This window comes from Bacteroides cellulosilyticus DSM 14838 (genome assembly GCF_000158035.1).
Taxonomy (GTDB): domain Bacteria; phylum Bacteroidota; class Bacteroidia; order Bacteroidales; family Bacteroidaceae; genus Bacteroides; species Bacteroides cellulosilyticus.
In genome coordinates, this window is record NZ_EQ973495.1 from 577,480 (window position 1) to 594,078 (window position 16,599).

At 45.0% G+C, this 16,599-nt stretch carries 12 protein-coding genes; 5 read left to right on the forward strand and 7 right to left on the reverse strand.

All coding sequences use genetic code 11. The annotated features are described in order from the left end of the window. Positions 1-407: DUF4980 domain-containing protein (locus tag BACCELL_RS24445; protein ID WP_007214840.1), on the reverse strand; the 407-nt coding region annotated here is incomplete at its 3' end. A gap of 335 nt (positions 408-742) precedes the next feature. Between BACCELL_RS24445 and BACCELL_RS24450 the strand changes: the two genes are divergently transcribed. Genes BACCELL_RS24450 through BACCELL_RS24465 form a run of 4 tightly spaced genes read left to right on the forward strand, consistent with a single transcriptional unit; the run spans position 743 to position 8,594 of the window. Next, entirely contained in the window at positions 743-3,805 is a 3,063-nt protein-coding gene (locus tag BACCELL_RS24450; protein ID WP_394372942.1) for a SusC/RagA family TonB-linked outer membrane protein, read from the forward strand. An 18-nt stretch (positions 3,806-3,823) separates the two neighbouring features. Next, entirely contained in the window at positions 3,824-5,557 is a 1,734-nt protein-coding gene (locus tag BACCELL_RS24455; protein ID WP_007214843.1) for a RagB/SusD family nutrient uptake outer membrane protein, read from the forward strand. 22 nt (positions 5,558-5,579) lie between these two features. Then, on the forward strand, positions 5,580-6,983 hold the full coding sequence (locus BACCELL_RS24460) for a DUF4960 domain-containing protein (RefSeq protein ID WP_044154364.1): 1,404 nt from the start codon (positions 5,580-5,582) through the stop codon (positions 6,981-6,983). 9 nt (positions 6,984-6,992) lie between these two features. Next, a complete protein-coding gene (locus BACCELL_RS24465; RefSeq protein WP_007214845.1) occupies positions 6,993-8,594 on the forward strand; it encodes a glycoside hydrolase family 32 protein in 1,602 nt (533 codons plus the stop codon). Positions 8,595-8,965: 371 nt separating this feature from the next. On the opposite strand, the gene BACCELL_RS24470 is transcribed toward BACCELL_RS24465, so the two are convergent. After that, positions 8,966-9,814, reverse strand: coding sequence for a patatin-like phospholipase family protein (locus BACCELL_RS24470; RefSeq protein WP_044154365.1), 849 nt, complete (start codon positions 9,812-9,814; stop codon positions 8,966-8,968). A gap of 94 nt (positions 9,815-9,908) precedes the next feature. Here BACCELL_RS24470 and BACCELL_RS24475 point away from each other — a divergent pair, with 94 nt between their 5' ends. Next, positions 9,909-11,096, forward strand: a complete 1,188-nt coding sequence (locus BACCELL_RS24475; protein WP_044154409.1) for a C1 family peptidase — start codon at positions 9,909-9,911, stop codon at positions 11,094-11,096. 76 nt (positions 11,097-11,172) lie between these two features. On the opposite strand, the gene BACCELL_RS24480 is transcribed toward BACCELL_RS24475, so the two are convergent. From BACCELL_RS24480 to BACCELL_RS24500, 5 genes are all read right to left on the reverse strand, one after another. After that, positions 11,173-11,916 (reverse strand): LytR/AlgR family response regulator transcription factor, encoded by a 744-nt coding sequence (locus BACCELL_RS24480; RefSeq protein WP_007214849.1) that lies wholly within the window; start codon positions 11,914-11,916, stop codon positions 11,173-11,175. Positions 11,917-11,935: 19 nt separating this feature from the next. Then, complete coding sequence (locus BACCELL_RS24485) at positions 11,936-13,150, reverse strand: sensor histidine kinase (protein WP_007217369.1); 1,215 nt, start codon at positions 13,148-13,150, stop codon at positions 11,936-11,938. Positions 13,151-13,252: 102 nt separating this feature from the next. Then, entirely contained in the window at positions 13,253-15,154 is a 1,902-nt protein-coding gene (locus BACCELL_RS24490; RefSeq protein WP_044154410.1) for a carbohydrate-binding domain-containing protein, read from the reverse strand. A 37-nt stretch (positions 15,155-15,191) separates the two neighbouring features. Then, positions 15,192-15,938: a DUF2490 domain-containing protein gene (locus BACCELL_RS24495; protein WP_007214852.1), complete on the reverse strand. Its 747-nt coding sequence runs from the start codon at positions 15,936-15,938 to the stop codon at positions 15,192-15,194. Continuing rightward, complete coding sequence (locus BACCELL_RS24500) at positions 15,935-16,579, reverse strand: DUF4956 domain-containing protein (RefSeq protein WP_044154366.1); 645 nt, start codon at positions 16,577-16,579, stop codon at positions 15,935-15,937. Before BACCELL_RS24500 ends, BACCELL_RS24495 begins: the two co-directional genes overlap by 4 nt. Between the last annotated feature and the right edge of the window lie 20 nt (positions 16,580-16,599).

A 16,599-nucleotide genomic window follows, 5' to 3' on the forward strand; every position in this document is an offset into this window, starting at 1 on the left:
AAACTCTCGCGATTGGATGTATCAAACTCATTGGAAAGTTTCATTTCATCCCAGCAAATAGCCGTATCGGGTATCAACTGGAAGTTGAAAGAAAGTGATTTATTATCAAATCCGGAGAGATCTACCGGAACAAAATAGTCCACCTTATTTATAGCCAGACGAACATTCATATTGCGCACTACGTCATTATCGGCTATCATATATAGCTTTGCTTCCGGAGCAGCCTCTTCCACGGGAAGCAACAGAAATTTCTTCTGGTTCTCAATCTGGACAATGCTCTGTCCGTCACCTAAATGTTTAATCACAAAAGGAGGATTAATAGCCTGACACGAAAAGACAGACCAGATTGTACCTATTATAAAGGTAAGGGTCCATCGCACAGTCAACAAATTGTTTTTTAAATTCATGATGTTTTTGGGTATTACATTTAATTAATAATGAGTTGCTCGGGAAAGCACTTTGCAAAGGAAGCGAATAAAACAGAAATAGCCTGCCATTTATGTTTCATAAGCTGGCAAATATGATACCTGCCCTTTATTTTGTTACAAATATACCAGCTTATGAAACATAAATTACAGCATATTTTCACTTAATTCCCTTTCTTTGCAACATCAAAACATCACTCGGGAAAGCATGTTTTGAGAGGTAATCCACAGCGATTACAAAATGAAAAGCATATTAATTAAAATCTAAAAACATGGAAGGCATAAAAAGATCACTTCTATTTGCACTCTTTCTTATAATGTGTACACTAGTTCAGGCCCAACGCCTGACGGTACAAGGAAAAGTGGTTTCCAAGACTGACGGAGAATCCATTATCGGTGCAACTGTCATAGAAACCAACCAGACAAGTAACGGCACCATAACAGACATCGACGGTAACTTTACATTGTCTGTACCACAAGGCGCAGAACTCTCCATTTCGTATATCGGATTCAAGACTGTGAGTGTGAAAGCTCAAGCTACACTGAATATCGTTCTGGAAGAAGAATCGGAATTGCTACAGGAAGTCGTAGTCACAGGTTATACTACTCAACGCAAGGCCGACCTGACCGGAGCCATCTCCGTAGTCAGCATAGACGAGATTGCCAAGCAAAACGAAAACAACCCGATCAAAGCATTACAGGGACGCGTCCCCGGTATGAACATCACAGCCGACGGTAATCCCAGTGGAAATGCCACTGTACGTATTCGCGGTGTCGGGACTTTGAATAATAACGATCCTCTTTATATTATTGACGGTGTGCCTACCAAATCGGGCATGCACGAACTGAACGGCAATGATATCGAATCTATCCAGGTATTGAAGGATGCGGCTTCTGCCTCTATCTATGGTTCACGCGCTGCAAACGGTGTCATCATCATCACTACGAAGAAAGGTAAAGAAGGACAGATAAAGATTAACTTCGATGCTTCTATCGCCGCTTCCATGTATACCAATAAGATGGAAGTACTGAATGCGGAAGAATATGGCCGTGCCATGTGGCAAGCTTACGTAAACGAAGGACAGGATCCCAACACCAACGCACTGGGTTATAAGTATAGCTGGGGATATGACGCAAACGGTTATCCTCAACTGAACAACATCAGCATGTCCAAGTATCTGGATTCCGCCAATACCGTTCCGGCTGCCGACACCGACTGGTTCGATGAAACAACCCGTACAGGTATTATCCAGCAGTACAATGTATCAGTAAGCAATGGTTCTGAAAAGGGGTCATCTTTCTTCTCCCTGGGCTATTATAAGAATATAGGTATCATCAAGGACAGTGACTTCGAACGTTTCTCTGCCCGCATAAATTCTGATTATAATCTGATTGGCAAATTCCTGACCATAGGAGAGCACTTCACACTGAACCGCACTTCGGAGGTGCAGGCACCGGGTGGATTTTTGCAAAATGTATTGCAATTCAATCCCTCATTACCCGTTTACGACATCAATGGAGAATATGCAGGTCCGGTAGGCGGATATCCCGACCGTGAGAACCCGGTAGCGAGACTGGACCGTAACTCTGATAATCGCTATACTTACTGGCGTATGTTTGGTGATGCTTACATCAACCTCAACCCCTTCAAAGGATTCAATGTCCGCTCCACCTTCGGATTGGATTATGCACAGAAATCACAACGCATCTTCACCTACCCCATCACCGAAGGCAATGTGGCAAATGATAAGAATGCCGTAGAAGCCAAGCAGGAACACTGGACGAAATGGATGTGGAATGCCATCGCTACCTACAATCTGGAAATCGGCAAACATCGTGGAGACGCCATGGTGGGTATGGAGCTGAACCGTGAAGATGATATCAATTTTTCGGGTTATAAAGAAGATTATTCTATTCTGACACCCGACTATATGTGGCCGAATGCGGGTTCCGGTACGGCTCAGGCTTACGGTTCGGGCGAAGGCTATTCACTGGTTTCTTTCTTCGGAAAGCTGAATTATACATACGATGATAAATACCTACTCTCGATGACAGTACGCCGTGACGGTTCTTCACGTTTCGGTAAAAATAACCGCTATGCCACATTCCCTTCCTTCTCACTGGGATGGCGCTTGAACCGTGAAAAGTTCATGCAAAACCTCAGTTGGATTGACGATCTGAAAGTCCGCGGTTCATGGGGACAGACCGGTAACCAGGAAATCTCGAACATTGCCCGCTATACAATTTATGTTCCCAACTACGGTGTAACGGAATCAGGCGGTCAGAGCTATGGTACTTCCTACGACATTGCCGGAACCAATGGCGGCAGCATCCTTCAATCCGGATTCAAACGTAATCAGATCGGTAATGATAACATCAAATGGGAAACAACCACACAAACGAACCTCGGCCTCGATTTCTCACTGTTTAAACAATCTCTTTACGGTTCATTCGACTGGTTCTACAAAAAGACAACGGATATTCTGGTACAGATGGCAGGTATCGCCGCTATGGGCGAAGGAAGCAGTCAATGGATCAATGCGGGAGAAATGAAGAATGTGGGTGTTGAATTGAATCTCGGTTATCGCAATCAAACGAGATTCGGACTGAAATATGACCTGAATGCCAACATATCCACCTACCGGAATGAAATCACGAAGCTACCAACTACAGTAGCAGCCAACGGCACTTTCGGTGGTAACGGTGTACAAAGCGTAATCGGTCACGCCAATGGTTCGCAGGTGGGTTATGTAGCTGACGGTATCTTCAAATCACAGGAAGAGATTGATAACCATGCCACTCAGGAAGGTGCCGGGATAGGCCGTATCCGCTGGCGTGACTTGGACGGCAACGGTATCATCAATGAGAAAGACCAGCAATGGATTTACAATCCGACTCCGGACTTCAGCTATGGTCTGAACATCTACCTTGAATACAAGAATTTTGACCTCACCATGTTCTGGCAAGGTGTTCAGGGAGTAGATGTTATCAGCGACCTGAAGAAAGAAACCGATCTTTGGAGTGGACTCAATATCGGTTTCCTGAACAAAGGTAAGCGAGTACTCGATGCATGGTCACCCACCAATCCGAACTCTACCATTCCTGCATTGTCACGCAGCGATACGAACAATGAGAAACGTGTTTCCACTTACTTTGTTGAGAATGGTTCGTTCCTGAAGTTACGCAATATACAGTTGGGATACAACGTTCCGAAAAACTTTGCCCAGAAGATGAAGATGGAGCGCCTGCGCTTCTACCTGAGCGCACAGAACGTATTCACCATCAAGAGTAAGGAGTTCACCGGAGTAGATCCTGAGAATGCCAACTATGGTTACCCCATCCCGATGAATATAACTTTCGGTATTAATGTAGGCTTTTAACAATAAAATCAGTTACTTATGAAAAAGTTAATATATACAGCAGTCTTAGGTCTTTCACTGATGTGCAGCAGTTGCACCGACTTTCTGGAAGATCAGCTCCCCCAGGGAACCATCAGCGATGAACAGCTGAAGAACCCGGCATACATCGACAATCTGGTAATCTCTGCTTATGCAGTATGGATTACTGCCGAAGATATCAATTCTTCCTTCTCCATGTGGAACTATGACGTACGTTCGGATGACGCTTACAAAGGAGGAAACGGTACGGAAGACGGTGATGTATTCCACTCACTGGACATCTCACAAGGTATCATGACTACGGCATGGAACATCAGCGATATGTGGCAGCGCCTCTACAACTGTATCTCACGCGTCAATACAGCTTTGCAACTATTGGAACAAGTGGATGAAAGTACTTATTCACTAAAGCAGCAGCGCATTGCCGAAATGAGATTCCTCCGTGCACATGGTCACTTCTTGCTGAAACGTCTGTACAAGAAGATCCCGTTTGCCAACGATGCCAACTTGTCACCGGAAGAATATAACTATCTCTCCAACACCACTTACAACAATGACGAAGGCTGGCAACAGATTGCAGCTGACTTCCAGTTTGCTTATGATAACCTTCCCGTGAAGCAGGCAGACAAAGGTCGCCCCGCCAAAGCCGCAGCAGCCGCCTATCTGGCAAAGACTTATCTGTACAAAGCTTATCATCAGGATAATGCAGACAGCCATGAAGTGACAAGCCTCAGCACGGAAGACCTGGTGAAAGTAGTACAATACACAGACAATGCCATTATGTCGGCAGGCGGCTACGGGCTGGAATCAGATTTTCACAATAACTTCCGTCCGGAACCTCAATATGAAAATGGCGTGGAATCCCTGTGGGCCATGCAATACTCCATGAACGACGGTACCAACAACGGTAACTGCAACTGGTCTTATGGTCTGATCGTTCCCAACATTCCGGGAGTTACCGATGGTGGTTGCGACTTCTACAAACCGAGCCAGAATCTGGTAAATGCATTCAAAACAGATGCCAACGGACACCCGCTGCTGGATTCCTTTAACAACACCGATTACAATTCGCAATCCGATTATGCTGACCCACGCCTCTTCCTGACGGTAGGTATGCCGGGATTCCCTTATGAATTCAATAAGAACTACATGATGGACCAGTCGACTACCTGGAGCCGCAGCAACGGACTTTACGGATATTACGTGACCTTGAAGCAGAATGTGGATCCGGATGGCGATTACCTGATAAAGGGTGCCTGGTGGGGTTCTCCGATGAACCGCATCGTACTGCGCTACTCGGATGTATTGTTGATGCGTGCCGAAGCACTGATCCAACTGAACGACGGACGTATAGCTGAAGCTATCAGCCTGATTAACGAAGTACGTAACCGTGCTAAACAAAGCACAGCCATGATTGCCGACTACGAAATGGAATATGGCGTACGTTTCAACATTCAGCCTTATACGGGAAGCTACTCACAGGCAGATGCCTTGAAATTGTTGAAGTTTGAACGTCGTGTAGAGCTGGCTCTGGAATCAGAACGCTTCTTTGACCTGGTAAGATGGGGCGAGGCTGCCGAAGTACTGAATAAGTTCTATGCTGAGGAAGCTGCCGACTGCACCATCTACACGAATGCCTCGTTCACTAAGAATAAAAATGAATATCTGCCTATCCCGTTTGCACAGATGAGTGCCAGCAACGGAAACTATACGCAGAATTGTGGTAACTGGTAACCTTATAAAAAAGAAGAACATTATGAAATCAATACTGAATAAACTAAATCTGCTTGTACTGGGAACTGTCCTGTTGTTTACATTCCCGGGATGTAGCGATGATAATACTTCCGACCTGAAACTGGACGGAGACACATGGCTCACCGCCCTTGAACTGAATGATACCTATACGGGGGTGATAGACCGGACCAATAAGACCGTAACTGTGGCAGTGCCCGAAGTATACGACACTAACGCAATGAAAGTTACCGGTATCGAAGTATCCGAAGGTGCCGAGGCCTCTGTTAAGGCAGGCGATGTGCTGAACTTCTCATTCCCCCAAGTGATAAAAGTGACTAACGGAAACGTATTCCTGGACTACACCGTCAACATCAAGCATGATGAAGCGCGGATACTCTCCTTCAAACTGAATGACGCTTATGCCGGAGTTATCGACCAGACTAAACATACCATCACCGTACGTGTGCCGAGTTCAGTCAATATCAAAAACATGGTTCCGATCATTACAACTTCGGCAGGAGCCACCGTAATGCCGGCATCCGGCCAAGCTATTGACTTCAGCAATCCTGTAGAATTCACCGTTTCATATAACACCGCATCTGCCGTTTATACGGTAACGGTTATCCCGACCGATGCACCGAGTGCCGTATATGTGGGTCTGGCAGCTACACTGAACGAACTGAATCCGGAAGAAAAGGAAGCGGCAACCTGGATGCTGAACAATATTGCCAATTCGCAGTATATCTCATTCGAAGATGTGCAGGCAGGAAGAGTAGACCTGAGCGAATGTGAAATCATGTGGTGGCATCTGCATATAGACGGCGGCATCGACAACATGGATAAGTTTGAAAAGGCAGCGCCTGCAGCAATCAACGCATTGGTGAAGATGAAAGACCTTTATAACAATGGCATGAACCTGCTGCTTACCCGCTATGCTACTTATTATGCTGCAAAACTGGGTGCTACCCTGGACGGCAACAACCCGAACAACTGTTGGGGACAATCGGAAGAATCCGGTGAAATAGTGGGTGGTGCATGGAACTTCTTTATCCAGGGACACGAGTCGCACGCCCTCTACCAGAACCTGGTGATGAACAGCGGTGAAACAGATAAGGTCTATACCTTCGATACCGGTTACCGAACCACCAACAGTACGGCACAATGGCACATCGGTTCCGACTGGGGCGGCTATGCTACGAATGAAGTATGGCGTACCAATCATGGCGGTGTTGACCTGGGTTATGGTGGCGATGGTGCTATCGTGGCATGGGAATATCTGCCTAAAGACTCTCGCGGAGGTATCGTATGTATCGGCTCAGGATGTTACGATTGGTATGCTTATGGCATAGATGCTTCAGCAGACAAGTATCATGGCAATGTAGCCAAACTGACAGAGAATGCAATTGACTATTTAACGGGTAAATAAAACTAATATATGAAAACAATGATATATTCACTCACATTGGCTGCTCTGATGATCACTTCTTTCAGCAGCTGTAGCGATGACAATGATCCGGTTTTAACTCAGAAAGACTGGGACGGAACCACCACTTATTTTGCTTCGGCAGATGCCATGAAGTTCGATACATACTACAAGCCATCTGTCGGTTATGTAGGCGATCCGATGCCTTTCTATGATCCGCAGGCAAAAGATTTCAAGATTATGTATCTACAGGAATACCGTCCGAACCAAGCAGGCACTTACCACCCGATATGGGCGGTAAGTACTCAGGACGCCGCTTCATACACATCTATGGGTGAACTGATTTCTTGCGGAGGATTGTCGGAGCAGGATGCCGCTATCGGAACGGGTAGTACTATTTATAATCCTTCGGATAAATTGTACTATACCTTCTACACAGGTAACAAATATCAGCCTACTTCTTCCGAGAACGGTCAGGTAGTGATGTATGCCACCTCACCCGACTTCAAGACCTGGACCAAGAATCGCACTTTTTATCTGAAGGGTGACACTGACGGGTACAGCAAGAATGATTTCCGCGACCCCTTCGTTTTTGAAGGTGAAGATGGAAAATACCACATGCTTGTTTCCACTACTAAAAGCGGCAAAGGGGTACTGGCCGAATATACTTCTACAGATATGAAGACTTGGGAACATGCAGGTGTATTCATGACCATGATGTGGGATCGCTTTTATGAATGTCCCGATGTCTTCAAGATGGGAGACTGGTGGTATCTGGTCTACTCGGAGATGCATGCAGCCGTACGCAAAGTTCAATATTTCAAGGGACGTACACTGGAAGAACTGAAAGCAACCACCGCCAACGATGCCGGTATCTGGCCCGACAACCACGAAGGTTTCCTTGACTCACGTGGCTTCTATGCAGGCAAGACGGCTTCGGACGGAACTAACCGCTACATCTGGGGATGGTGCCCCACCCGCTCGGGCAATGACAATACTGCCGTTGGAGCTTCTCCGAACGAACCGGAATGGGCAGGAAGCCTGGTTGCACACAAAGTAGTTCAGCATACGGATGGCACTTTGACTTTAGGCTTAGTAGAAGGTATCAGCCAGAAATATGCCACCGCCTCTACTGTAAAAGTGATGGAAAAGAGTAGCGGAGTATCAGAAAGCAACGGTAACTATACTCTGACGGATAATGCTTATATCCTATTCAATCGCTTAAATGTAAACAACAAGATTTCGTTTACCGTAAAGACGGCAGGCGATGCAGATAGATTCGGTATCTCTCTGGTACGCGGTACGGACTCCAAAAAGTATTATACCATTGTAGTGAATCTGGAAGACAACAATAACAAGCGAAAGATAAACTTCGAAGAAGAAGGTGAAGAAGGTAAAGGATTCATCGACGGAATAGACGGGTATCTGTTCGACAGACCTGCTGATAATACTTATCATGTAACTATCTGTACGGACAACTCTGTCTGCGTGGTTTATATCAATGATAATGTGGCTTATACAAACCGCATATATGGTATGCAGAAGAATCCATGGTCTATTAATAGTTATTCGGGAACGGTGGAAGTCAGCGCTGTGAAGGTTAGCTATTACTGAGTTAATTCACCACAGAGTAACACTGAGTTTCACAGAGTTCTATAAGAGTTTCACATACCACGTAACCATCTGTGTGACAACGCACTTGGTGTTCCATCACGATCAGTCGTAATGAAACACGAGTTCAGTCCTAGTGGGAGGTACTTTCAGTCCTAGTGGGAAGTGCCTTCAGTCCTAGTGGGAAGTGCCTTCAGTCCTAGTGGGAAATACCCTCAGTTTAATATAGTGAACGAATCATTGGATTGTTCATATCAGACTTACTAAAGTTTGTAGGCCAACAAAGATTAAGAATAAAAAAACGCATTGCCAGATAATGATTGCCACTTTATAGCAATCATTATTTGGCAATGCGTTTACAATCTTTTGATTAATCACTGAAAGTCATACTTCGCCGCACATGCATAACCTTCTTCATACAAATCAGTCAATTTCCTGATATCCCGTTCGATACGGTCGACTGTTACAGGTTTCTGCGGACGGATTACAGTAATCTCTCCTGCCGCTTCCATACGTTCCACCATTTCCAACTGCTCGTTGTACACACGGCAACGACGGCTTAAAGCCTCACGCACTTTCGGGTATTTACGGTACAGGAAAGAAGGTATATGTATGTCCTTTGCTTCTTTACGATAACCATGATTACGGGTAAGCACTACCACATTATAGGTAAATCCCTCACTCCTGGCACGCATCAGCGGAATACTGTCGACAATACCTCCGTCAAGCATCGGCTCATTATCCACATAAGCAATAGGGCAGACAAAAGGCAGACTGCTTGAAGCACGCACAATGTCAATCACACGATGCTTGTCCCGTTTCTCCTCAAAATAGTTAGCCTCACCCGTCACACAATTTGTAGTCACCATTTCATAGCGCTCCGGACAAGAGAAATACGCTTCATAATCATAAGGAAGAATGTGTTCGGGAAATTCCTGGAACAGCAGATCGAAGTCCATAATATTACGTTTCTTCAACAAATATTTCAACCCGATATACTGATATTTCTCCAGTAAGTCAATGTTACTGTACTTGGCACGTCCGCGCTGGCCGGACATATAAGAAAGTCCATTACATGCTCCGGCACTGACTCCGATAGTATAGGGGAAGCGGATGCCACGGTCCATAAAGCTGTCCAGCACGCCACAAGTGAAGACACCACGCATGCCGCCGCCTTCAAGAACCAATCCTGTCTGGGGTTTGATATGTATCTTTTTCTCCATAATTATCTGATAAAACGCTCCAAAGATAGCTTTTGTTTCCGAAATCTCCCTATCTTTGTGCCAGTAACAATCATTTAATATCAATTTAATTATGATGAAAAAGTCAATACTTATTGCCACTTTAGGCTTATTGAGTTTCAATGTGTCAGCACAGGACACTCCGAAAGCGGAAGAAGGCTTCATCTTCACAACCGTTAAAGAAAACCCGATTACTTCCGTTAAAAACCAAAACCGTTCCAGCACATGCTGGAGTTTTTCGGCTCTTGGTTTCCTTGAAAGCGAATTGCTGCGTATGGGCAAAGGCGAATATGATTTATCAGAAATGTTTGTGGTGCACCACACCATGATGGACCGCGGCGTGAACTACGTACGCTATCACGGTGACAGTTCTTTCTCACCCGGTGGAAGCTTCTACGACATCATGTTCTGCCTGAGAAACTACGGTCTTGTTCCGCAGGAAGCTATGCCGGGCATCATGTACGGTGACACATTGCCGGTACACAACGAGTTGGATGCCGTGGCCAGTGCTTACGTAAACGCTATTGCCAAAGGCAAACTGACCAAACTGACTCCGGTATGGAAGAAAGGCCTGTGCTCTATCTATGACACTTACCTCGGCAAGTGTCCCGAAAACTTCACTTACAAAGGAAAAGAATATACTCCGAAGACATTTGCCGAATCCCTCGGAATCAATCCGGACGATTACATATCTCTGACTTCATTTACCCACCATCCATTCTACACTCAGATGAACATCGAAATTCAGGACAACTGGCGCAACGGCCTTTCTTATAACCTGCCTTTGATGGAATTCATGTCTGTTATCGACAATGCCGTTAACAACGGTTACACTGTAGCTTGGGGTAGCGACGTCAGCGAAAGCGGTTTCACTCGTGACGGTATAGCCGTTATGCCCGATGCGGATCGTGGTGCCGAACTCACCGGTTCTGACATGGCACGCTGGACAGGTCTTACTGCCGCCGACAAACGCAAAGAACTGACTTCCCGTCCATTACCGGAAATCACCGTAACTCAGGAAATGCGCCAAACAGCATTCGACAATTGGGAAACTACTGATGACCACGGTATGCTTATCTACGGTATAGCCAAAGACCAGAACGGTAAGGAATACTACATGGTAAAGAACTCCTGGGGTACCAACAACAAATACAAAGGTACTTGGTATGCTTCTAAACCTTTCGTTGCTTACAAAACTATCAATATCCTGGTACACAAAGATGCAGTGCCCAAAGCATTGCTGAAGAAGCTGGGAGTTAAATAAGTGATTAGTGGTGAGTGATTAGTGCTGTGCTGTCATTGCCGCATGGTACTAATCACTTATCACTCACTACTAATCACTATTTCATCATCCTACTGTTAATATATTCCGTAAACTGATCCTTATAATTCTCTCCTACCGGAATATAGGTCTCTCCAAAAACGATGCGCAGGCGAGAAACTTCCGTTATCTTTTTCAAATTGACAATATAAGAACGATGTACCCGCATAAACTGAGAGGGGGGCAAAGTTTCTTCCAGACGCTTCATGCTGAGTAAAGGCATAATGGGCTTAGCCTCTCCTTCTACAAAGATACGTACGTATTCGCTCATTCCCTCAATATATTTAATATCTGCCAAGTTGATACGCGTAACGCGATAATCACTCTTCACAAACAGAGTACCGTCATTGAAAGAAAGTTCGGACGGAGTTGACGGTGGAGCAACTGTTCCATGACCTTTGGTGCGGAATTCCCACCATTTATACGCTTTGTCCACCGCCTTCAGGAAGTCTTGAAAGCCAAACGGTTTCAGCAGATAATCCAGTGCATCTACTTTGAAACCTTCGACGGCATACTCCGAATAAGCTGTTGTGAAGATAACCAACGGCTTTTCCGTCAGGGAACGCACAAAGTCCATCCCATTCAGGTCGGGCATATTGATATCAACAAACATCAGATCAATCTTCTGTGCGGAAAGAACACTCATAGCATCGAAAGCGTCTTGGCAGGAAGCTACAAGATTCAGAAAAGGTACACGGGAGATATATCCCGTCAGTTGGGTAAGAGCCAACGGCTCATCATCAATAGCTATACAATTTATCATAATATACCTCCATTCTGTATTAACTCACCGGCACAAGCAACTGCACATCAAAACAATCGGCCGTATCATCAATAGATAGTTTATAACGCTCACCGAACAACAGACGCAAACGCTTGCGGATATTATCAAGACCGATACCGTGGTGCTGATCTTCGGACCTATAATAATTACTGTTGGAACAAACGAAATGAATTTCCTCTCCCACCACCTGCAAACAGACTGATACGAATGAAGCATGCTGATAACTGACACCATGCTTAAAAGCATTCTCTACAAACGAAACGAACAATAGGGGTGGTACTTGTACTTCGCCCGTATCCGTAGGAAAAGACACATCTATCCGCACTTTATCCGTATAGCGGATGCGCATCAGCTCTATATAATGATTGAGGAACTGCAACTCCTTGGAAAGCGATATCAAGCGGTTATTCGATTCATAAAGCACATAGCGCATTAACCGTGAAAGTTCGACAATGGTTTGTTTGGCCTTCTCCGTATCAATATCCACTAATGCATGTATATTATTGAGAGTATTCATGAAGAAGTGCGGATTTATCTGGTATTTCAGATAATCCAACTCCGTCTGAAGATTGTTGTGCTCCAGTTCTTTCATAGCCTCCTGATCGCGTACTGACTTAAAAAACAGCTTAACAGCAATGTTGAAACTGAACATAAGCAAAGCTATCAGCATGCGCCCCAGAAAAGGACCACGAAACAGGGGCACAAAGAAAGGCATCTCTTCGAAAGGCGGACGTGGGAAGTCAGAATGCCGAGGATCAGGACGTCCCCCCCGTACAGACGGTATATCCGGCCCCGAAGGCTTACCGGGAGCATCATGCTCTCTCGGCCCGGGCCCTTCCTTTCCCCGGTCGCGCATTCTCTGTTCTATTTGCTGCCGCTTCATGACAGGACGACTGGGAGACACCATATCCACTACCCAGAAAGTGAACGTAGATAATAATATGGCAACTACTACATACACTACCACTTTCTGCTTCAGGAAAAGGAAAGGAGCAAGCACACGATTATTCAATAAGAAAAGGAAAAAGAATGGCAACACATTGAGCCATAAAATAAAAACTCCTTTCCATCGCATCACTTCTACCTTACCCGATAAAAGTTCGAAGAAATTGCTTACCACCGGCACCATCAGTACGATAAGCCACACAGCAATGTAGATCATCATTTCCGGCAGGTAACGTTTATAGGTAGCACGGGCAAACACTTTCTTCATGGTTTGTTTCCTTTTTAGAGATGTCATGGCAAATATAGCCGACTTTCGATTAACTGACAAAAGAAATAGACGAGGAGGAGCTTTTCATCGGCAAAGTTCTCATTACCAATGCCAACCACCTCCGCCACCACCAGGACCTCCGGAAGATACGTTTCCTACCGAAGTCACCATACTGCTGGGCGTAAAAGTCGCTACCTGTGAACCTGTTGTATAGGTGCCACCAACAGTCAGTCCATAGAATTCAGTACCTCCGGTCACCGAACCGCCTGTATAAATCGTATAAGTGGTGCCCGATGCCAACTTCGAACTGCTGAACAACAATGTCATTTGCGAATAAGCACGGGGAATAGTGTAAGACATCACCTGATCAGAACCTTGAATACTCAAAAGCGTACCTTTACTACCCGAACCGCCATAGATAACCGTGCGTTGTGTACAAACGCTGGACGTGGGAGTACTAGTGCCGCCACCAATTCCCAAGATAGTTCCTCCTGTTATCTTAAAAGTATTCTGATCGCAGTCAAATCCTTCCTCGGGAGATGTAGTACCGATAGAGACAATCGTACCACCGGTAATAGTCAGAGTACCGTTAGAATCGACACCATCATTTCCACTGCTGTAACAATAGATATTACCGCCGTTGATAACAATGCTTTTAGAAGCATTCATGCAGTCATCATAAGAATAGACACTGACGTCACCACCATTCACCGTAAGGGTACTTTTACTTTCAATCCCTTCACTTCCTTCACCACCCGGGGTCTTCACCCAGATAGTACCGGAATTGATAGTCAAATTACCGTCTGCTTTAATGCCTTTGGCGGAGGAATCCAGACGATTATAGACATACTGTTTACCGGTAGTAATAATCTTCACCGTACTATTATCGATACTCAGAGTTCCGTCGCAATTAATACCTTTACCGGCAGCACCCGTACTTTTGACTAAAAGAGTAGTACCATTCATCACTAGGTTACCATCACATTTGATACCTGCGGCAGAACTCAGATCATTGTCTTCATAGACCCCAGAGCCCGAAGTCAGCAGAATCAACTGCCCCCCACTGAGCGTGATGTCCGTTTCCGCCTTTACCGCTTTAGAGGCATCCCCAGAGATGTCAGCCTTGATAAGTCCGCCTCGTATATCAATGAATCCTTTTTCACAGTCCAACCCATCACCGGATGCCTTCACCTTCAGGATACCACCACCAATAATGATTTTATCATTCGTATGAATTCCATCTTTCACGGCAGAAGCTACGGTAATATTGCTGCCGCTACGCAAACGCACATAGTCGTCACTACAAATACCATGCTTGTAATTACCTGTCACAGTCAGTGCACCCGTACCGCTAAAAATAAGTTGTCCTTCACTAAAAAAGCATCCTTTTTCATCTTCGCCCGTTACGGTGGAGTAAGAAGAAGCATCTGCCAGATAGTTCTCCGTTTCCGTCTTCACTTCTACAAAAACACGCTTGCCGGACTGGATATTGATTGCCGCCCCGCTGTCATTAGTCAGCGAAATACCCGCAAGAGTCAGTTTAAACTTCTTATCACTGTATACCTTGAAAGAACCGTTGGATGCCGAACCACTAAGCACATATTCTACACCTGCTACGGATGCATTTACTGTGACATGTGCTCCGTTTGTGGTTACTGTAACCCCACTCACAGAGCCTGTCACCGTTGCCGAACCATTAGCAAATGCTATTTGTATGGAAGAAGCGAATGATGAATTCTCTATAAAGTCATCATATTCGTCATCATTCTTGTCGGTTATGATAGTTTCAGCTATTTCAACATATGAATTATCAGCTATATCTTCCCACGAAACATCAAAGTCAAGTAATGTACCCGAAGCATCCGAACTGCCTGAACTTCCACCGGGGTTCGTTCCCCCATCCGTTCCGTTCTCTCCCCAATCATCAAAAGGACTATCAGCACTACACGCGACACACAAGCAGAAACACACTGCATAAATCCCTATTTTCTGTATTCGTTTCATTTCCATCATTTATTTATGTGACTAATAAATCATTCACTTAAAACTTAAACGTATATCCCGCACCTACTACGTGCCCGTTCGTCTCATCATCATCTGCATGATTCTGATACCGATAGAAAAAATCGAGCGAATTCTTCTTATTGATTTTGTATCCGGTACCCAGTGTCCAGCGAGTTTTATCCAGAGCCCAACTATCGGACATGGAATGATATAATTCACAAGAAGCATAAGGTGCAAAACGAGATTTCTTAATATTCCATTCAGCCTGCAAGCGTGAACGAAGTACATTCTTACCTTTGCCGGTAATTTCCTCATCTGCTTTTTGGGAACCATCGTCCCCATCGTACTTGGAAACAAGCTGCGAAGTACGATACGTATACTGGTAACGTTCGCGCAAGGAAAATTCAAAGCGTTGCCAGTTCAATTTACCTGTCAAAGACAAGTACATACGATGACGGGGTGACCAGTAGTCAGAAACATAATTGCCTTTCTTGGTCATCTCTCCCGGACGATGGCTATAAATAAAAGTATATCCGCCATCCGCTTTCAAAAAAGAAGTGATGCGATAAGCCACACCCGCCCCCGCAGACCAGCGTTCAACATTATCCACACCATCACGAGTACGGAATTCACCTTCCACCGAAGCATCAAAGCCCGGGAAGATTTTCTTCTTTACCTCGGCACTGGTCCAAATGCCGAAGTCATCACTTTGGGCATATACTCCTGCAACCATTGTGCAGAGAAAAACAGCCAGTAAGGTTATTCGTCTATTCATTTTCTTCATTCTCCTTCCCTCGGTATCCGTCTTAGTGTATCAATTGTATTTATCTCTTCACTCTCCGGTTCATAATAAACCTTCAGTATCGCTGCATCTCGTAGGAAATCAATATGGCCCACTTCTACTTTCGTGATGTTAAGTCCTGTTCTATTTTCCAGATCCATAATCAATTCTGCCCTACGTTGCGGGGTAATCAATTCAATACGATCATACTGTACCAGCTTGCATGAAATATGTTTCAGCCAACGATTGCTTTCGCATAACCAGATACACAGAATAAATAATAAGTTTGTTGCCGTCAGTTCGGCATAACTCAACTGTACAGACAGAGCGTTGATGACGGAAATAGCTATAATCACAAACAGGTAGGTCATCTCACGCACAGGCATCGACTCTGTCCGGTAGCGAATTATGCCGAAGATAGCAAACAATCCAAGTGCAAACCCTATTTTCAGTTTCACACTGCCCAACAGGAATATCATCAGAAAAATGCTGATACTGATAAGCGTAAATGTGAAGAAGTAATCGCGACGACGGCTCTTCGGGTAATAAAAGAAACGAATAATGGCCACCACCACTACCATGTTGAGAACGAAGCGCAATATCAATTCCATAAATCCAGCCGCATCTATAAGCGGCGTCTCCATAAAGGCTAATTCAGCAAAAT

Coding starts and splice junctions, on each gene's coding strand:
- BACCELL_RS24450 (WP_394372942.1), top strand. CDS start 743: ATGTGTACACTAGTTCAGGCCCAACGCCTGACGGTACAAGGAAAAGTG.
- BACCELL_RS24455 (WP_007214843.1), top strand. CDS start 3,824: ATGAAAAAGTTAATATATACAGCAGTCTTAGGTCTTTCACTGATGTGC.
- BACCELL_RS24460 (WP_044154364.1), top strand. CDS start 5,580: ATGAAATCAATACTGAATAAACTAAATCTGCTTGTACTGGGAACTGTC.
- BACCELL_RS24465 (WP_007214845.1), top strand. CDS start 6,993: ATGAAAACAATGATATATTCACTCACATTGGCTGCTCTGATGATCACT.
- BACCELL_RS24470 (WP_044154365.1), bottom strand. CDS start 9,814: ATGGAGAAAAAGATACATATCAAACCCCAGACAGGATTGGTTCTTGAA.
- BACCELL_RS24475 (WP_044154409.1), top strand. CDS start 9,909: ATGAAAAAGTCAATACTTATTGCCACTTTAGGCTTATTGAGTTTCAAT.
- BACCELL_RS24480 (WP_007214849.1), bottom strand. CDS start 11,916: ATGATAAATTGTATAGCTATTGATGATGAGCCGTTGGCTCTTACCCAA.
- BACCELL_RS24485 (WP_007217369.1), bottom strand. CDS start 13,150: ATGAAGAAAGTGTTTGCCCGTGCTACCTATAAACGTTACCTGCCGGAA.
- BACCELL_RS24490 (WP_044154410.1), bottom strand. CDS start 15,154: ATGAAACGAATACAGAAAATAGGGATTTATGCAGTGTGTTTCTGCTTG.
- BACCELL_RS24495 (WP_007214852.1), bottom strand. CDS start 15,938: ATGAAGAAAATGAATAGACGAATAACCTTACTGGCTGTTTTTCTCTGC.
- BACCELL_RS24500 (WP_044154366.1), bottom strand. CDS start 16,579: ATGGAGACGCCGCTTATAGATGCGGCTGGATTTATGGAATTGATATTG.